Origin of the sequence: Parabacteroides provencensis (assembly GCF_900232875.1) — a bacterium.
Classification (GTDB): Bacteria; Bacteroidota; Bacteroidia; order Bacteroidales; family Tannerellaceae; genus Parabacteroides; species Parabacteroides chinchillae.
The window spans coordinates 1,387,039-1,401,972 of the sequence record NZ_LT960488.1 but is presented as its reverse complement, the minus strand read 5'-3'; the positions used below and the strand labels follow the sequence as shown (position 1 = coordinate 1,401,972).

General features: G+C 42.6%; 19 protein-coding genes. 18 read left to right on the top strand and 1 reads right to left on the bottom strand.

Going from position 1 to position 14,934, the window contains the following annotated elements:
* The first annotated feature begins 22 nt into the window (after window positions 1-22).
* From CTY47_RS06175 to CTY47_RS06095, 18 genes are all read left to right on the top strand, one after another.
* A complete protein-coding gene (locus CTY47_RS06175) occupies window positions 23-862 on the top strand; it encodes a helix-turn-helix domain-containing protein (RefSeq protein WP_099463895.1) in 840 nt (279 codons plus the stop codon).
* Complete coding sequence (locus tag CTY47_RS06170; RefSeq protein ID WP_099463894.1) at window positions 840-1,391, top strand: GNAT family N-acetyltransferase; 552 nt, start codon at window positions 840-842, stop codon at window positions 1,389-1,391. Before CTY47_RS06175 ends, CTY47_RS06170 begins: the two co-directional genes overlap by 23 nt.
* A gap of 6 nt (window positions 1,392-1,397) precedes the next feature.
* Window positions 1,398-2,234, top strand: a complete 837-nt coding sequence (locus CTY47_RS06165) for an RteC domain-containing protein (protein WP_099463893.1) — start codon at window positions 1,398-1,400, stop codon at window positions 2,232-2,234.
* Between the two features lie 346 nt (window positions 2,235-2,580).
* The gene (locus tag CTY47_RS06160; RefSeq protein WP_099463892.1) at window positions 2,581-3,114 is read left to right on the top strand and encodes a dihydrofolate reductase family protein; all 534 of its coding nucleotides are present in this window, start codon (window positions 2,581-2,583) and stop codon (window positions 3,112-3,114) included.
* Window positions 3,115-3,342: 228 nt separating this feature from the next.
* Window positions 3,343-3,915 (top strand): RteC domain-containing protein, encoded by a 573-nt coding sequence (locus tag CTY47_RS06155; protein WP_099463891.1) that lies wholly within the window; start codon window positions 3,343-3,345, stop codon window positions 3,913-3,915.
* Window positions 3,916-4,027: 112 nt separating this feature from the next.
* On the top strand, window positions 4,028-4,381 hold the full coding sequence (locus CTY47_RS06150; RefSeq protein ID WP_099463890.1) for a hypothetical protein: 354 nt from the start codon (window positions 4,028-4,030) through the stop codon (window positions 4,379-4,381).
* A gap of 5 nt (window positions 4,382-4,386) precedes the next feature.
* Window positions 4,387-5,307 carry a hypothetical protein gene (locus CTY47_RS06145; RefSeq protein ID WP_143813348.1) on the top strand — a complete coding sequence of 307 codons (921 nt, stop codon included), beginning with the start codon at window positions 4,387-4,389 and terminating at the stop codon, window positions 5,305-5,307.
* A 4-nt stretch (window positions 5,308-5,311) separates the two neighbouring features.
* Entirely contained in the window at window positions 5,312-5,947 is a 636-nt protein-coding gene (locus CTY47_RS06140; protein ID WP_158228508.1) for an ATP-binding protein, read from the top strand.
* Window positions 5,874-6,236, top strand: coding sequence for a hypothetical protein (locus tag CTY47_RS06135; protein WP_143813346.1), 363 nt, complete (start codon window positions 5,874-5,876; stop codon window positions 6,234-6,236). Before CTY47_RS06140 ends, CTY47_RS06135 begins: the two co-directional genes overlap by 74 nt.
* Window positions 6,237-6,239: 3 nt before the next feature.
* Window positions 6,240-6,545 (top strand): HNH endonuclease, encoded by a 306-nt coding sequence (locus tag CTY47_RS17610; RefSeq protein WP_099463887.1) that lies wholly within the window; start codon window positions 6,240-6,242, stop codon window positions 6,543-6,545.
* Entirely contained in the window at window positions 6,542-7,471 is a 930-nt protein-coding gene (locus CTY47_RS06125; RefSeq protein ID WP_099463886.1) for a tyrosine-type recombinase/integrase, read from the top strand. Before CTY47_RS17610 ends, CTY47_RS06125 begins: the two co-directional genes overlap by 4 nt.
* 236 nt (window positions 7,472-7,707) lie before the next feature.
* Window positions 7,708-8,181, top strand: coding sequence for a phage terminase small subunit P27 family (locus CTY47_RS06120; protein WP_099463885.1), 474 nt, complete (start codon window positions 7,708-7,710; stop codon window positions 8,179-8,181).
* Complete coding sequence (locus CTY47_RS06115) at window positions 8,182-9,849, top strand: terminase large subunit (protein WP_099463884.1); 1,668 nt, start codon at window positions 8,182-8,184, stop codon at window positions 9,847-9,849.
* A 10-nt stretch (window positions 9,850-9,859) separates the two neighbouring features.
* Window positions 9,860-10,138, top strand: a complete 279-nt coding sequence (locus CTY47_RS16765; protein ID WP_143813345.1) for a hypothetical protein — start codon at window positions 9,860-9,862, stop codon at window positions 10,136-10,138.
* A 15-nt stretch (window positions 10,139-10,153) separates the two neighbouring features.
* Window positions 10,154-11,428 (top strand): ATP-binding protein, encoded by a 1,275-nt coding sequence (locus CTY47_RS06110; protein WP_099463883.1) that lies wholly within the window; start codon window positions 10,154-10,156, stop codon window positions 11,426-11,428.
* A 24-nt stretch (window positions 11,429-11,452) separates the two neighbouring features.
* A complete protein-coding gene (locus CTY47_RS06105; protein WP_099463882.1) occupies window positions 11,453-12,136 on the top strand; it encodes a hypothetical protein in 684 nt (227 codons plus the stop codon).
* Between the two features lie 79 nt (window positions 12,137-12,215).
* A complete protein-coding gene (locus CTY47_RS06100) occupies window positions 12,216-13,448 on the top strand; it encodes a phage portal protein (protein WP_099463881.1) in 1,233 nt (410 codons plus the stop codon).
* Window positions 13,408-14,067: an HK97 family phage prohead protease gene (locus CTY47_RS06095; RefSeq protein ID WP_099463880.1), complete on the top strand. Its 660-nt coding sequence runs from the start codon at window positions 13,408-13,410 to the stop codon at window positions 14,065-14,067. The genes CTY47_RS06100 and CTY47_RS06095 overlap by 41 nt, the downstream gene beginning before the upstream one ends.
* Here the strand turns inward: CTY47_RS06095 and CTY47_RS06090 are convergent.
* The gene (locus CTY47_RS06090) at window positions 14,064-14,933 is read right to left on the bottom strand and encodes a Bpu10I family restriction endonuclease (protein WP_099463879.1); all 870 of its coding nucleotides are present in this window, start codon (window positions 14,931-14,933) and stop codon (window positions 14,064-14,066) included. The genes CTY47_RS06095 and CTY47_RS06090 overlap by 4 nt on opposite strands.
* Window position 14,934 lies beyond the last annotated feature (1 nt).

Sequence of the window (14,934 nt, the reverse complement as noted above, 5' to 3'; positions counted from 1 at the left end):
TGCACGTAAAAACACTGTAATAATGGAATTTAGAATCATATACCCATCTTCGAATCTTGCCCCGTTTGTGAAATACTACTGGGTGTTTGAACGGAACTATCTTGCTCGAACCACCGAGCGAGCTGTTCCGATCGGGTGTATGCAACTGGTATTCCACCGAAAGAACCGTGTATTCTCAACAGTAATCAACGACTTTCAGCCCCAAGCGTTTATTGAGGGGCAAATATCTACCTATTGGGATTTGCACTATGAGGGTGCGAATGAAACAATAGCCGTAACATTTACCCCACAAGGAGTACAGGCGTTTTTTAATGCTCCGATGGCAGAATTTTACAATAAGAACATTCCGATAGAGTGCCTTGGTGACAGGCAGTTTGTTGATTTGCAGCAAGCGGTATTGGATGTCGATGATAAAATGGAGTGTATTGGAATTATCGAGCGATATTTGTTGAAGCGATTGGCACAGTTGAATCCTAAGGTAGCAGATAATGAATATGCAATCAGGCAAATGGAGCTGAAAAGCAATATATCCATACAACTTCTATCAAGCGCATCGAACGTTTGCTACAAGCAGTTCAATCGCAGATTTGTCAATAATATCGGGATTAGCCCAAAAGTATTGACACGAATTATACGTTTTCAGAAAACATTATCAGCCTTGCAGGGTGGTTTTAGTAGTAATCTTACGGAATTGGCTTTTCGGTGCGGATACTATGATGCTTCACATATTAGCAGGGAGTTTAAAGAGTTTTCGGGTTATACTCTGAACGAATATATAAATACTTACAATCCTTTTTCTGACTACTTCTTGCAGAAAGAGTTAATTCAAAATAGAGTTTATGATACGACACGCATTGATTGACGAAAAGCGAAAAACATACGAATGGATGTGTTTATCAGATACTGCCCTTGCCCATATGGGAGGTGCAGAGTTTTCAGAGAATCCAATTCCGACGTGGGATGAGTTTCAAGAAGCATTTGAGGATTTTTATTACACCGAAAGCGGCAGGAAATCAGGTTCGGTCATGATTATTACCAATGAAGATAAAGAGATAGGCTGCACCTGCTACGCCTGTTTTCATTTGCACGACCAAATGGCTGAATTGGATATTTGGCTTAAATCGGAATCAGAATGTGGTAAGGGCATCGGAACACAAGCCCTAAAAGACACCATTGACTACCTAAACAAAGAATTTGGGATCAATAAGTTTTTGATCCGACCCTCTGAAAAGAATACCAGAGCTGTCAAGTCGTATCAAAAGGCTGGATTTATTTATCGTCCTGATAAAGAGGGCATTTTGCGAAAATACTACAAATCGGAGTGTTTCGACACCTATAGGGATGGAGATTATGGATTTGAGAACACGGCTGTAATGACATTGGAGTTATAAATTTCTATGAGAGAATACATCGACAAAATATTACAAGAGATAGATTCGGAGATTGAACGCTTCGATATCTATGGTTATGATATTATCGAGAACTCTCTTAAAATGATCGATCTGATTCAAGCGTATATTGATGAGTTGCGAGAAAAGGTGATTGCATATGAGTTTAGTTCTCAGGAGGAGGAGATTGTCTTTTTCAAAGAACTTAAGCCGCAATTATTATCAAAGCAACTCTACTTCAATAAGATATATTGTATTGAATCGAAATTTCCTACAGGTAGTAATGAAGCGGCCAAGCGGTATCTGAACGATCAGTTGCATAGTATGGAGTATTACTTCAACCGCTATCTTGATTTTCACCAATACTATCGCTCCGGTTCTACTGTCTATGATAAATACTATTTTGTTCGGGGAAATGTAGATCCCAAATTATGTAACGACAGTTCTCGTTTCAATAGCGATTTGAAGTTTTCAACGGTCTATGATTTCAAGGTCGCTAAAATCATTGCGAATGAGATGTTGAGAATTTATCTCAACAGAAGGCTCAAGATGATTGAAGACCCGACTCTGTTTGTAGAGACTAAAAAGAGTCGCCGGACTTGGACGGGTCAGAAAAACGCACTCATTGAATTGGGTTACTCCTTATACGCTTCGGGAGATATTGATCACGGGAACATTGATGTAAAAGAGGTTATGGATACACTTGGCGAGGCATTTAATGTGGATTTGGGCGAGTATTACAGAACCTATATAGCTTTGCGAAGCAGGAAAAAGGATCGCACGGCATATTTAAACTCCTTGATAGAGAAATTAACCAAGAAAATGGATGAAGATGATTTAAAATAACCAACAAAGCTATCGGGAATACCTCGATAGCTTTTTGATTTGAGAGAAATAATAGATTAGATAACAATAAAATGATTACTTTTGTAGTAGAATAGAAGAATATAGGCTCCAAGGAGCTTTAAATATAACATAGCGTTCGCAGAACGTCTCAATACGAAAACTGGTAATTTTCAAGATTTAAGGAGACCCACTGTGCAATGGCTGTGCTATACAACTGTATAGCGTGGTCTTGCCTGTCTCCTTAAAGGGTATGCCAGTACCTCGTATTGAAACAGCGTGAGTACCACGCTTCTTTTTGAGTCCTGGCGAGTGTTTTGAAAAGGTAGAAATATTAAAAGACAGCCTTATGAGACGGATCATACTTTACATCGCAACATCCATAGATGGATATATCGCCACTCCCGACGGGGGCGTTGAGTGGCTTGACGAAATTCCCAATCCCAACAAAACAGATCTCGGATATAATGCCTTGATGGATTCTATTGATACAGTATTGATGGGTGGTCGCACCTATCACGAGATTATCGGATTCGGAGTTGAGTGGCCATACAAAAGCAAAGTCACCTATGTCGTTTCTCGGCGCAACAGCAATGTAACCCCGAATGAGGATGTTCATTTTATCACCGAAGATATTGTTTCTAAAACTTCCGAACTCAAAAACGAGGCAGGCAAAGATATATGGCTTATTGGAGGTGGAGAATTGACAACCATACTTCTCAACGCTAATCTGATTGATGAAATGCGACTTTGCATTGCTCCGATAATATTAGGACAGGGCATACCGCTGTTTCCCAATAAACCTAAAGAATCGTCCTGGACTTTGACAGACAGTAAAGCATACGATACCGGAATAGTGCTCTCGACTTATAGGAGAAAATAGATGCGATTATTCATAGCAAAACGACCAACTAATGACCAAGTTGGTCGTTTTTGTTTTTTATGGGTTTCGCATCGGTTTTAGCTCTATCTCAATGGTAATAATTTATCGAAAATCACTTTTAACCCTCATTTTCCTGCCAATAAATATTTCAACCAAGGTGGTTGCAGGTTGTCTGTTTTAATAAGGCAAAGTCGAGAACTTTGTGCCTGAATCATAAACACCTGCGGTATGGAAAGAGTGAGGCATACACGGTTCTTTAGGTACATTGTGTCCGGAGAGAACCAAAATATAGGTTATAGTGAAATTCTCGATGCTTTCGATGAGTTTACCTTGGTAGTTGCCTCAATCGTAGACGATAGTACGCTGGGCTACAAACAGCATTACCGGATTCTGTCTTATATACATTCCATGCTTTTGGCCCGGAAGTCCGGTGGCAATCACTCTGCATACACAACGGCTGGCATCCATTTTATTCAATCCGAATTAGAATTACTCAAAGAGGCTCGGATTCAATCACCTAAACAACCTTCCCGTCAAGCATCTCATTTTCATTGGTCGGAAAAACTGACTAAGCGGGATCTGATAGAATTGCTAACGGCCCTGGATCAGACGGAGGCCATTGTTGATGCAAGCGGCAAGAAGATAAGTTATTCTTCGTTAGTCGAAATTTTTGAACACCTCTTCAATCTCAATCTCTCAAAATCCTACAATATCCGCACGGAGGTTCTCTCCCGTAAAATCAAATGCACCGACTTTTTGAATCGTCTGACCAAAGCAGTGGTTGAAAAAAGTCAAAAATAGCATCACTGTAAATCAATAGATTACAAACAAAATCACAGGTGCTACCCCCGGTACTACTTGCATTTACCTCCCACCTTCTTCGGAACTTTGTAGCAACAAAAACATCAAAGTTATGATTGCTGCAAAAGATATGATTCAGGAGGATAAGGTTGAAATGATACTTTCAACTGTCGAGTCTCCGCTGATGCAAAAGCGCATACTCTCTTACGGAGATCTTATTCCCAAAAAGTTGGTGACCTTGATTTGTCGTACTTCCGACCGTACACTCGAACGGTGGGCGTATCGCTACAATATTCAGCGGATCAAATTAGAAAACGGAACGGTCTTCTACCACATAGACGAAATCGTCCGGATGCTCTTGCTGCGTGGTGATGGTCAGAGAATGCCTCGTGTTGAGTTGATGTACGGTTATACCGCCATCGATCTGATTGGTCGTGCCACATCGCAACTCTCTCAAATCCGATGAACTATATGACAGAGATAAAATTATTCTACGATTGGCTTGAGACGCATCCGTTAACGCCTGCCTCAATAGCACTATGGCACGGATTGATGTTTATTGCTAATCGTTCAGGATGGCAGCGAGAATTGAATATACCGATTTCAAGACTCGAAGCCAACACCAATATGCCTCGTTCATCCATATACCGGGAACGGGAAAAACTGAAACAAGCAGGCAGAATTGACTATCAATCTCGAGGAGGCAGGGCAAGCAGTGTTTATGTGATTCACTCTTTGGAGACCGTATTTGTGTCCTTGGGTGAGACACAACAACTGTTCGCTTCGCATTTTGTATCCCATACAGACACACAAAGTGAGACACAAGAATCCGTAGTATCACACTTTGTGTCCCAAATAGAGCCACAAAGTGAGAACATATATAAACTAAACTATACAGAAAGCAATAAAGAAAAATCAGAAAAAGAAAGTTTTGAAAGGATGGAGGTCGGAGCTGATGCTCCTCCGAGTTTATCCCCCGAAGATAAAAAAGAAAGAAAAAGTTGCGCCAAAAAGAAAGACAAAAGAGAAGCACCCCAACTGGACACCGATGCTATCCTGCAAACCATCGAACCGCCTTGGCACGAACTGATGCACACCTGGTTGGAGTACAAACGGCTTCGTAAGGAGAGCTATCGAAGTGAAATAGGCATCCGCAAATGTTTGACGATGCTCCGCAACCTGTCGGGCAACAATCCGAAAACCGCAGCGGCGATCATAGACCAGAGCATAGCCAACAACTGGGCGGGGCTGTTCGAACTCAAACGGCAGGCATACACGCCACGAGGTCAGCCACTACCTGCCACCGGACAACATATCGGGCAGATCAAACAGCCCGAAACGGAGGAGTATAAGAATCGCATCCTTGAAAAATTCGGAAAACCTAAAAAATAGTCATATGCAAACATTATCACAAATTATCTCACAGATGGTCAAGGAGAAACGCCTTGACATCCGAGAACCTAACCCGATGTCGTGGGGCAACCACGAGCAGTGCCGTCGAGGGTTCGTCACCATCTTTTGCGAGGTGGATACCACGTTCAACAATTATCAACACCTGCCCGAATACGATGAGGTGATTGACTGGATGACCGACACCAAAGACCAAGGTCTACTCCTGATGGGCGACTGCGGTAGAGGCAAAAGCATCATCATTTCGGGTGTAATACCTGTGTTGCTGAGATTGAAAAACAGATGGATTCGAGTCGTTCACAGTCAGGAACTCACCAAACCGACTCCATCGGCACAGGTCTACTACTACGGTCAACGGCCCGAAACCAATCTGGACTATCTGCTCAAGACACCGTTTCCAATCATTGACGAATTGGGCGTAGAGAGCCTGGTGAATGACTACGGCGAAAAGAGCGAGGGTTTTAACCTGATTATGAATGCCGCCGAAAGATATCACCGTCCCATATTCGCCACCACCAATCTGACAAAGAAAGAGTTGTTGGAACGCTATGGTGAACGCACTCTCGACCGTTTGGGACATCTGTGTCGTATTATCGAATTTAAGGGAGAAAGTTTACGCTAAAATAATGTACACAATGAAATATCAACGAGTAATCCATCTGTTGGAGGATGGCCGCCGGAAATACTCCACGCACAATGGCGAGATTGAGAAGTGGCACGAGTACGAGATCGAATCGCTCCGCAGGAATCGGGAACAGTATGGCGACTCGGCTTATACCGCCGACTTCGCCAAATACGATGTGGTGGCCGCCAACCTCCGTAAACGCTATCCTAATGCGAAAATTCTTCGGGTTGTTGGTTTTGATACAGAAGACCACGACCTGCCTGTACGAACCGATGTAATCTTCTGACCTATGCCAAACATTAAGAAATCGTGTCACCGTCCGTGGATGGCGGAGCGTAAAGCTCAAGAGGGCCGCAAGTATAGCAACACGAAGTTCTATCAATCGACTGCCTGGCGTAAGCTACGAAAGGTGAAATTGGAGAAAGATCCGCTTTGTGAGGAGTGTTTGAAGAAAGACATCCATACTCCCGCCAAAGTTGCCGACCACATTGTACCGATCAACCAAGGCGGAGTGGCTCTCAACATTACCAACCTGCAAAGTCTATGTAGCACCTGTCATAACAAGAAATCGGCTAAGGAGAGCCATGCCCGATGAGAACAACACTAAAATTGAATCAGATAGTCGATGAGTGGATCATTGAAACCGATGTCTCGTTGGAGACTCAGAAGGACTATCGTCGTAAGATAGAGTTGTGGTTTAGGTGGCTTTCGGCACAGGGTATTGATCCCCGAACTCCACTCCGAGAACATATCCTGCAGTACAAACACCACCTGCAAGGTCAAGGCAAGAGTAAGTTCACCTACTTCAGCTATGTGACGGTGGTAAAGTTGTTCTACCGATACTGTGCGGGCCAGAACTATTACGACAATATCGGCTCCGGTATCCACGCCAGCATTAAGCATCGGGAACATTACAAGAACCCGTTGTCCTCTGCCGATGCCTACCGACTGATAGACTCCATCGACACGAGTAACATAGTCGGCAAGCGGGACAAACTGATCATAGCTTTGATGCTTACCAATGGACTACGCACCTGCGAGGTGCAACGGATCAATATCCGGGACTTCGAAAAGATGGGTGAACGAACGGTGTTACACATTCAACGCAAAGGGAGATTGGATAAGAACGACATCCTCGCCGTGCCGGAGATCATCGAAGAGTTGTTCGAGGAGTATATCTCCTGCCGGAGCTTTAGCATGGACGATCCGTTGGTGCTCAACCACCGCAAAGGACAGAAGGCAACCCGACTATCCAAGCAGGCCATCTCTCAAATCATTAAGGAACGGCTTCGGGTAATCGGCATCGATGATCCAAAGATCACGGCACACTCCCTACGGCACACCTGCGGTAGCCTATTGGTTGAGCAGGGATTAGACATCGAGATGATCAAGGACTTGTTGGGTCATACCAATACGGCTACCACAAGGATTTACATCGAACAAGCACAGCGGCGAAGACTGATTGAACAGAATCCGGGAGCGATTATAGCTGAGTTAATCTCGAAACCAAAGAAAAAGTGAACTCTTTGAATTACAGAGGAATGAAAGCATGATTAATTAATCCATCCGAGATTTGAGTGTTAAAGAGTTAGCGAAAGAGAATTCACCCCGAAACTCGCTCGTAACTCTTTGATAATGGATCGAAAAACGGTCGAATTAACTACCGGGAGGGGGTCGAAATTCCTTCCGAGGTTTCAAAAAGTAATCGCACCCTTAATCTTCTACACGCACGTGCAGTTTTGGAAAAATAGGAACAAATGAGCAAAGGACGAAAAAAGCTACCCAATGAGTTGAAAGCCCTGAGAGGCACGGATCAGCCTTGTAGGATGACCGAGCAGACCGAAGTAAACGGTATCACTGCTTTGCCTCGCAGCGGACTCAAGGGTACGGCGAAAAAGATATTTGAGTTGGTCGGCACGGAGTTGATCCACAAGAACCTGTTGGAACTTGTAGGTCTGGACTTAGTGGTTGCCTACTCACGGGAGATGGGACTCTACCACGATATGATGCACGAGGTGGAGAAAGAGGGAACAACCATCGAGGTCGAGACTAAGAACGGTACAACCACGATTATCAACCCCAAACGCAAGGTGGCGGAGTCGGCACTTGCCAATGCCAAAGCGATTGCGGTGGAGTTTGGATTTACTCCTGCGAGTCGCAGTCGGGTGTCGGGACTTTTGAATGCCGATACTCCGAAAGATGATTTTGCAGAGTTTGAGGAGGTGAAATAATTGGGAACACAGAAAAAACATACAGCAGAGCTATATGCCGAGCAGGTTTTGAGTGGAGAGATACTCACTTGCGAGTTAGTGCAGTTGGCAGTCAAACGATACTATGCCGACTTCGAGGTAGTTTTGGAGAAGGGATGGTACTTTGATCGCAAAGCTGCGGCACGAGCAATTAAGTTTATCGAATCACTCAAGCACACCAAAGGCGAATGGGCAGGTCGGAAGTTTATCCTCGAACCTTGGCAACAGTTTGTGGTGTGGAACATCTTCGGTTGGAAATTAGCTGACGGTACTCGCCGCTTTCGATATGTTTATATCGAGATTGCCCGAAAGAACGGCAAAACGGCATTGAGCGCAGGCATTGGACTCTATATGCTCTTTGCCGATGGTGAGTCTCGCCCCGAAGTCTACTCGGCAGCAACGGTGAAAGATCAGGCGAAGATATGCTTTGCCGATGCGGTGGAGATAGTGAAAGCCACTGATCTGAAGAACTATATCACCCCATACCGCAATTCGATTGTCTACGAACTCAAAGGTGGTCAGTTCAAACCGTTGTCTTCCGATTATGGAACGCACGATGGTCTAAACCCAAGTTGCGGAATCATTGATGAATTCCACGCCCACAAGGATAGCGGAATGTTCGATGTGATCAAATCGGCATTTGGGGCCAGACGGCAACCGTTGATGTTCATTATTACCACTGCAGGCTTCAACAAAGCCGGAGCGTGTTATGCCTATCGGGATAATGTGATTAAGGTGCTACGTGGAGTCAATCAAGACGATACCTTGTTCGGAATGATCTACACCCTCGACTCCAACGAGGAGTGGGACAACCCAAAGATGTGGATTAAATCTAACCCCAATCTTGGGGTATCGCTATCGGTCGATTACCTCGCAGGCGAAATCAAAGATGCCAAGAACCGCCCCGAAGCTGTCCGCAATGTGATGACCAAGAATGTAAACTTGTGGGTAGATGCGGAGAAGATCTGGATTTTAGATGAAGTTTGGCAAAAGTGTGATGGTGCAACAATAATCGCCGATCTGCAAGGCTGCGACTGCTGGGGAGGACTCGACCTCTCGAATGTATCCGACATCACCGCCTTTGTATTGCTATTCAACGAGAACAACCGCTTTCAACTCCTGCCGTTCTTCTGGATTCCCGAAGAGAAGATGCTCGAAAAGATTCGCAAGGAGAATATTAATTACGACCATTGGGTGCGCCAAGGTTTCGTCAAGGTCACGCCTGGTAACATCACCGACTACGATTTTGTCAAAGCCAGTATCTTGAAAATCGCAGCCGACTACAATCTGAAGTCAACTGCCTACGACCGTTGGAACTCATCGCAAACGATCATCGATCTCTCCAACGAAGGATTGACCTTCAACCCATTCGGACAGGGCTATGGCTCTATGTCGGCCCCAACAAAACAGTTCGAGGCATTGGTGCTATCGGAGCAGGTCGAGCATTTCGGGAATCCGGTTTTGCGATGGATGCTATCGTCTACGCTTGTTAAGACCGATCCGGCAGGCAATATTAAACCCGACAAAGAGAAATCGACTCAAAAAATAGACGGCATCGTGGCTTCCATTATGGCTCTCGGTGAATGGATGACCGACCAAGCGAACGATGATTCCAACCCTTACAACGACCGAGGATTATTAACACTTTAAAATTCAGCGTATGACAAAGCATAGAAAAAAGTTCTCCGACCGCCAGTTGTCGGAACGAGCAAAGATCGAATCGGAATTATCAACCATCCCGCCACTGCATCCTGCAATCCGCAAAATCACCTCCGCCGAGGGTTTTGCCGACTACTACCTCCGTATGCGAGACTTGTATGACACCCAACTCGAAGCCTACGAACGCCTCGAAGATTTCCACATCGCCATCACTGGCAAACGTAGGTACTCGGAGTTTGATTCGTTTAGGAGGGTATTATGCACTAACCTCAAGAAATAAAAAAGTAAATTAATTATGGCTCTATCAATTATTTATGCCTACCTTTGCAAAGTATATATATTCGTTCAAATGATGGCGAAAAAAAAGCAAACTCAAGTAGAAACTCTTTTTGATGATCGATTTTTAGAATCATATATTGGGACTAATATCATCAAAGATTACAAGGTAGCCATAATGGAACTTATTGCTAATGCGTGGGATGCGGGAGCAACGGAAGTAAGAATTCAATGGCCTATGAAAGACGGTGATAATTTTTATATCATCGATAATGGACATGGAATGACTGAAAGTCAATTCATGACTCGATATGCAAAATTTGCATATAATAGATCTAAAGAACTTGGTAAGTTTGCAATAATTCCTTCAGACAATCAACAATATATAAAATCCAACAGACCTGCTTTTGGGCGAAATGGGAAAGGTCGATTCGGAGCTCTTGCATTTGGAGAACCATATTTCATTAAAACGTGGTGTAATAACAAAGAAATTACCTATCAATCCAAAATTGACATAAAAAGCAATCTTCCGTCATTTACAAAAGTTAAAGAAGCAACGAAAGATGGACATGGTACAGAAATTTTTGTTGAAAAAGTTATCAAACCAAATATTGGAAATTTAGAAATTAGGCAAGAAATAGGTATGCGATTCCTTGTTGACCCTAATTTTAAAGTATATATAAATAACGAAATAGTAACATTTAGTGATGTCCCTGACTCTTGTATTGATACTATAAATGTTGATATAGAAAATTTGGGAACTATTTTGGTTAAGGTAATTGATACGCAGGACACTGATAAAACTACCCAATTACACGGAATTGCGTGGAACGTTAATAATCGTATGGTTGGGGAGTGTACATGGAAGTATCCTGGCTTATCGGATTTTATTGATGGGAGGCGTGAGTATGCCAAAAGATATGTTTTTATAATTCAGGCAGATTGCTTGTCTGAGTCGATAACTGCGGACTGGACATCTTTTCTTCCCTATGATAAAAAGTATATCAAAGCAGAGGATGAAGTAATTAAATCTATAAAATCATATATCATAGGATTATCCAAAAATAATAGGCAAAAAACGTTTAAAGAAATAGAAAGCAGTAATCAACGGATCTTAAATAAAATTAGCTATGTTAGTCGAGAGAAATGGGAAACATTCATTCAAACAGTTCAAGAAGAGTGTCCATCTATTTCTGAAAAAGATCTTGATAAATTAGGAAATATTTTAGTCAATTTAGAGCAAAGTCAATCGAAATATTCCTTGCTAAAATACTTGTCCGAAGCATCTACTTAAGAATTGGACGATTTGACGAACATAATGAGTAAATGGGATATCGATATTGCAAAAATAGTTTTGGATGAGGTAGAATACCGAATGACACTTCTTGAAAAACTGCAGCAAAGGATTCTAACTGAAAAAACGGATGAGGTACATGATCTGCAACCTCTATTTCATAGGGGGCTTTGGATCTTTGGGCCTGAATATGAAACAATAGAATATACCTCAAATCAAGGGATGACAACTGTTATTCAAGAATTATTTGGAGCTAAAAGCGTTGCTGGATCAAAAAACAGACCGGATTTTGCGGTGTTAACCGATGGTACGGTAGGCTTTTACGGGTATGATCGATATGATGATAACGGAGGAGAAATTGGAATAGATCGTTTGACTATTGTAGAGTTGAAAAAGCCTAAACTTCCTATAGGAGATGAGCAGCGAGATCAAGCATGGAAGTATGTTAAAGAACTTAAGCAAAAAGGACTAATCAAGTCATTTACTAAAGTTATGTGCTACGTTCTTGGAACTGAAGTTGAAGACTATATCGGAGAACGCACTGAAGATAATGGGAATGTTGTTATTCGACCTTTAGATTATGATACGATAATAAGAAGAGCTAATTCGCGCTTGCTGAAACTTTATGAGAAGATAAAAGCAGCTCCATTTTTAAAAGAAACGAGGATTAATGAATATTTAAAATCTAAGCCTAAAGAACTATTTTAGCATACATCTCTCTTTTTGAGACAAAGTTTCCACAAAGCATAATGCCACCTCATTAAGTTTGCTCGAAAATGAGTAACTGATGAGGTGGTTTCCTTTTAATATATTTCGTAGCGAAGAACGAATCGTGTCTGCTGAATTTGAGAATGCCGTAAACAAGGCTCTCACAGCAGATACAGTTGCTGATGCGACTCGCAAGCCTTATATCACCGAGGAGGGAGCATTGAACCTCTCGGCTGTATGGGCATGTGTTCGTATACTTTCGGATACCGTTGGTACAATGCCTATCCACCTCTATAAGCGTACCGACAAAGGTCGGGAACGACAATACACTCACGCTTGCCATAAGCTACTCCAACTCCCTAACTCTTTCTCCAATCGGTTCGATCTAATGCACCACTTGATGATTTCGTGTGCATTGTGGGGTAATGGGTATGCCCGAATACACCGAGGCAAAGATTTTCGCCCGACACGACTTCAACTGATTCATCCGGCAAAAGTAGAACCGATCCTCAATGCTAATGAGGAGTTATTTTACCGATTGGATAATGGAGAACTGCTCCCCAATGATGAATTAATCCATCTGCGAGGTCTGTCTACCAACGGTATCAAGGGCAAAAGTCCGATTGCAGTTCATCGGGACAATTTGTCCCTGACAATGGCGGCACAGGAGTATGGCGAACGGTTCTTTAACCAAGGTGGCAATATGTCTGGGGTGTTCAAATACCCATCTACCCTTAAGCCCGAAGCATATCAACGACTAAAGAAAGATTTAGTGGCGCAATCTGTCGGACTGCATAATGCTCATATTCCGTTGCTATTAGAAGGTGGTATGACCTACGAACGCATTTCAATCCCTCCCGAAGATGCTCAGTTTATCGCCACTCGTAAGTTCCAAAAGACAGAGATTGCCACCATTTACGGTATTCCGCCCCACATGATAGCTGACTTGGAACGTGCCACCAATAACAATATTGAGCACCAAGGAATGGAGTTCGTCACTTACTGCCTGATGCCATACCTTGTCCGACTTGAAGAGGAGTTTAATCGCAAATTGCTCCGTTACGATGAATTCGATGAGTATTACTTCTTATTCGGACTCAACGGACTCCTTCGTGGCGATGCCAAAACTCGCTCCGAGTATTATAAAAATATGAATTTCGTTGGTGCGATGAACGCTAACGAGATCCGCTCACTCGAAGATATGAATGCCTACGAGGGTGGTGATGAGTATTTCGTGCAAATGAATATGCAAACCGTTAAAAACGCAATAAATGGAGAACCAAAGAATTCAACCGCAGGAAATCGAGATTAGATGCCTCATTTCCGATTTACATATTGAACAACGAGAAATTGGCACGGCCAGTCGTACCATTGCAGGCTATGCTGCCAAGTTCGAATCATTGAGTGAACCGATTATGGGTTGGTTTCGGGAGAAAATCGCTCGGTTGGCTTTTGAGGAGTGTGACCTCTCGGATGTGATTATGTGCTTCAATCACAATGTGGATGATATTTTGGCCCGGACGATCAGTGGCACTCTGAACCTATCCGTTGACGATATTGGTCTCAAGTTCTCTTTCGAAGCTCCGAATACGACTCGTGGCAACGATATGTTGGAACTCATCCACAGAGGCGACATCAACAAATGTTCATTCAAATTTATCGTTCAGGCAGACGAGTGGCTCTATGCCGATGAGAAAAACGGACTCGAATACGATGAGCGCACCATCCTCAAATTCTCCAGACTGATCGATGTTGCTCTTGTGGTCTTTCCTGCTTACAAAGATACCGAAGCTTCTGTCCGTCATCTGGAACAACGCAAAACCGAGTTTCTGCAAATCGGTCTACCGGAGCAAAAAGAAACCAACCGTTCCGCTACTGAAAGTCAGTCAAGGGAACGGTTGGTGCAACTTCTGCATAGAAAGATAATTTAGATAAGAATCCCATGTTCTATTCCATTTTCAACACCACCTTGCCAATCTGTTAATAAGTGGTTTCTAACAGTGTTGTAAAGGTGGGTGACAACATCTTCGTAAATTGGATTTTTTACATAATCTGGCAGATATCTAAATTCCCTGTCTGTATTTTTTTGTTTTCTTAAAACATAAATTTGATCTACTTTGTATTTCTTTAAGTTCACTTTATCCGTTAATTTTAACCACTCAGCAACTACAATGTAGATAGCATTAGGATTCATCGTTAGTAGCTGTGCAGCAGCAGTGGATGAACCTTCAAGCATTGTCTTGTCCAAATAGGTCTTACATTCTATCGCAACGGCAGGAATCTGAAGTATTTCTTTCTGTTCTGAGGGACTACCAGAACATTTTAAAGTTGTTTCCACGTTAACCCCAATGACAAAATCGTGATCCTTAATTTCTATTTTAACACAGGGATTTTGCACCATTTCTTTGAAATTCGGTGCTTGAAAGAATATATCCTTAAAAGCATGGGCTTTCCCTAATAATGCTGTTTGAGAGAACTCGGTTACCAAGTCTCGAAATAAATAATATATAAACTCCTCCAAGACACTCGAATGAAGGTTCGAACGAGAATCAAACTTTTCAGCATATTTCTGTTCATCAATAAAATTCTTGTACTCATTGAATAATCGAACACGTTCATTCAATATATTACCATCGTTATCACTTATGGCAATGAAGGGGCCCTTTAAAGCCTCATTATCACTTTTCCATTGATTGTATTTTTCTCTAATTTCAGCCAAATATGTTTTCGATAGTTGATCTTGATATTTGGTTGTGTGATTTTCTTTTTGAAGTAAATTATCTCCGTGTACAAGCATA

What these genes read in the sequence shown, in the direction of transcription:
- CTY47_RS06175 (WP_099463895.1), top strand. Translation starts at nt 23, where the DNA reads ATGGAATTTAGAATCATATACCCATCTTCGAATCTTGCCCCGTTTGTG.
- CTY47_RS06170 (WP_099463894.1), top strand. Translation starts at nt 840, where the DNA reads ATGATACGACACGCATTGATTGACGAAAAGCGAAAAACATACGAATGG.
- CTY47_RS06165 (WP_099463893.1), top strand. Translation starts at nt 1,398, where the DNA reads ATGAGAGAATACATCGACAAAATATTACAAGAGATAGATTCGGAGATT.
- CTY47_RS06160 (WP_099463892.1), top strand. Translation starts at nt 2,581, where the DNA reads ATGAGACGGATCATACTTTACATCGCAACATCCATAGATGGATATATC.
- CTY47_RS06155 (WP_099463891.1), top strand. Translation starts at nt 3,343, where the DNA reads ATGGAAAGAGTGAGGCATACACGGTTCTTTAGGTACATTGTGTCCGGA.
- CTY47_RS06150 (WP_099463890.1), top strand. Translation starts at nt 4,028, where the DNA reads ATGATTGCTGCAAAAGATATGATTCAGGAGGATAAGGTTGAAATGATA.
- CTY47_RS06145 (WP_143813348.1), top strand. Translation starts at nt 4,387, where the DNA reads ATGACAGAGATAAAATTATTCTACGATTGGCTTGAGACGCATCCGTTA.
- CTY47_RS06140 (WP_158228508.1), top strand. Translation starts at nt 5,312, where the DNA reads ATGCAAACATTATCACAAATTATCTCACAGATGGTCAAGGAGAAACGC.
- CTY47_RS06135 (WP_143813346.1), top strand. Translation starts at nt 5,874, where the DNA reads ATGGTGAACGCACTCTCGACCGTTTGGGACATCTGTGTCGTATTATCG.
- CTY47_RS17610 (WP_099463887.1), top strand. Translation starts at nt 6,240, where the DNA reads ATGCCAAACATTAAGAAATCGTGTCACCGTCCGTGGATGGCGGAGCGT.
- CTY47_RS06125 (WP_099463886.1), top strand. Translation starts at nt 6,542, where the DNA reads ATGAGAACAACACTAAAATTGAATCAGATAGTCGATGAGTGGATCATT.
- CTY47_RS06120 (WP_099463885.1), top strand. Translation starts at nt 7,708, where the DNA reads ATGAGCAAAGGACGAAAAAAGCTACCCAATGAGTTGAAAGCCCTGAGA.
- CTY47_RS16765 (WP_143813345.1), top strand. Translation starts at nt 9,860, where the DNA reads ATGACAAAGCATAGAAAAAAGTTCTCCGACCGCCAGTTGTCGGAACGA.
- CTY47_RS06110 (WP_099463883.1), top strand. Translation starts at nt 10,154, where the DNA reads ATGGCTCTATCAATTATTTATGCCTACCTTTGCAAAGTATATATATTC.
- CTY47_RS06105 (WP_099463882.1), top strand. Translation starts at nt 11,453, where the DNA reads ATGAGTAAATGGGATATCGATATTGCAAAAATAGTTTTGGATGAGGTA.
- CTY47_RS06100 (WP_099463881.1), top strand. Translation starts at nt 12,216, where the DNA reads ATGAGGTGGTTTCCTTTTAATATATTTCGTAGCGAAGAACGAATCGTG.
- CTY47_RS06095 (WP_099463880.1), top strand. Translation starts at nt 13,408, where the DNA reads ATGGAGAACCAAAGAATTCAACCGCAGGAAATCGAGATTAGATGCCTC.
- CTY47_RS06090 (WP_099463879.1), bottom strand. Translation starts at nt 14,933, where the DNA reads ATGCTTGTACACGGAGATAATTTACTTCAAAAAGAAAATCACACAACC.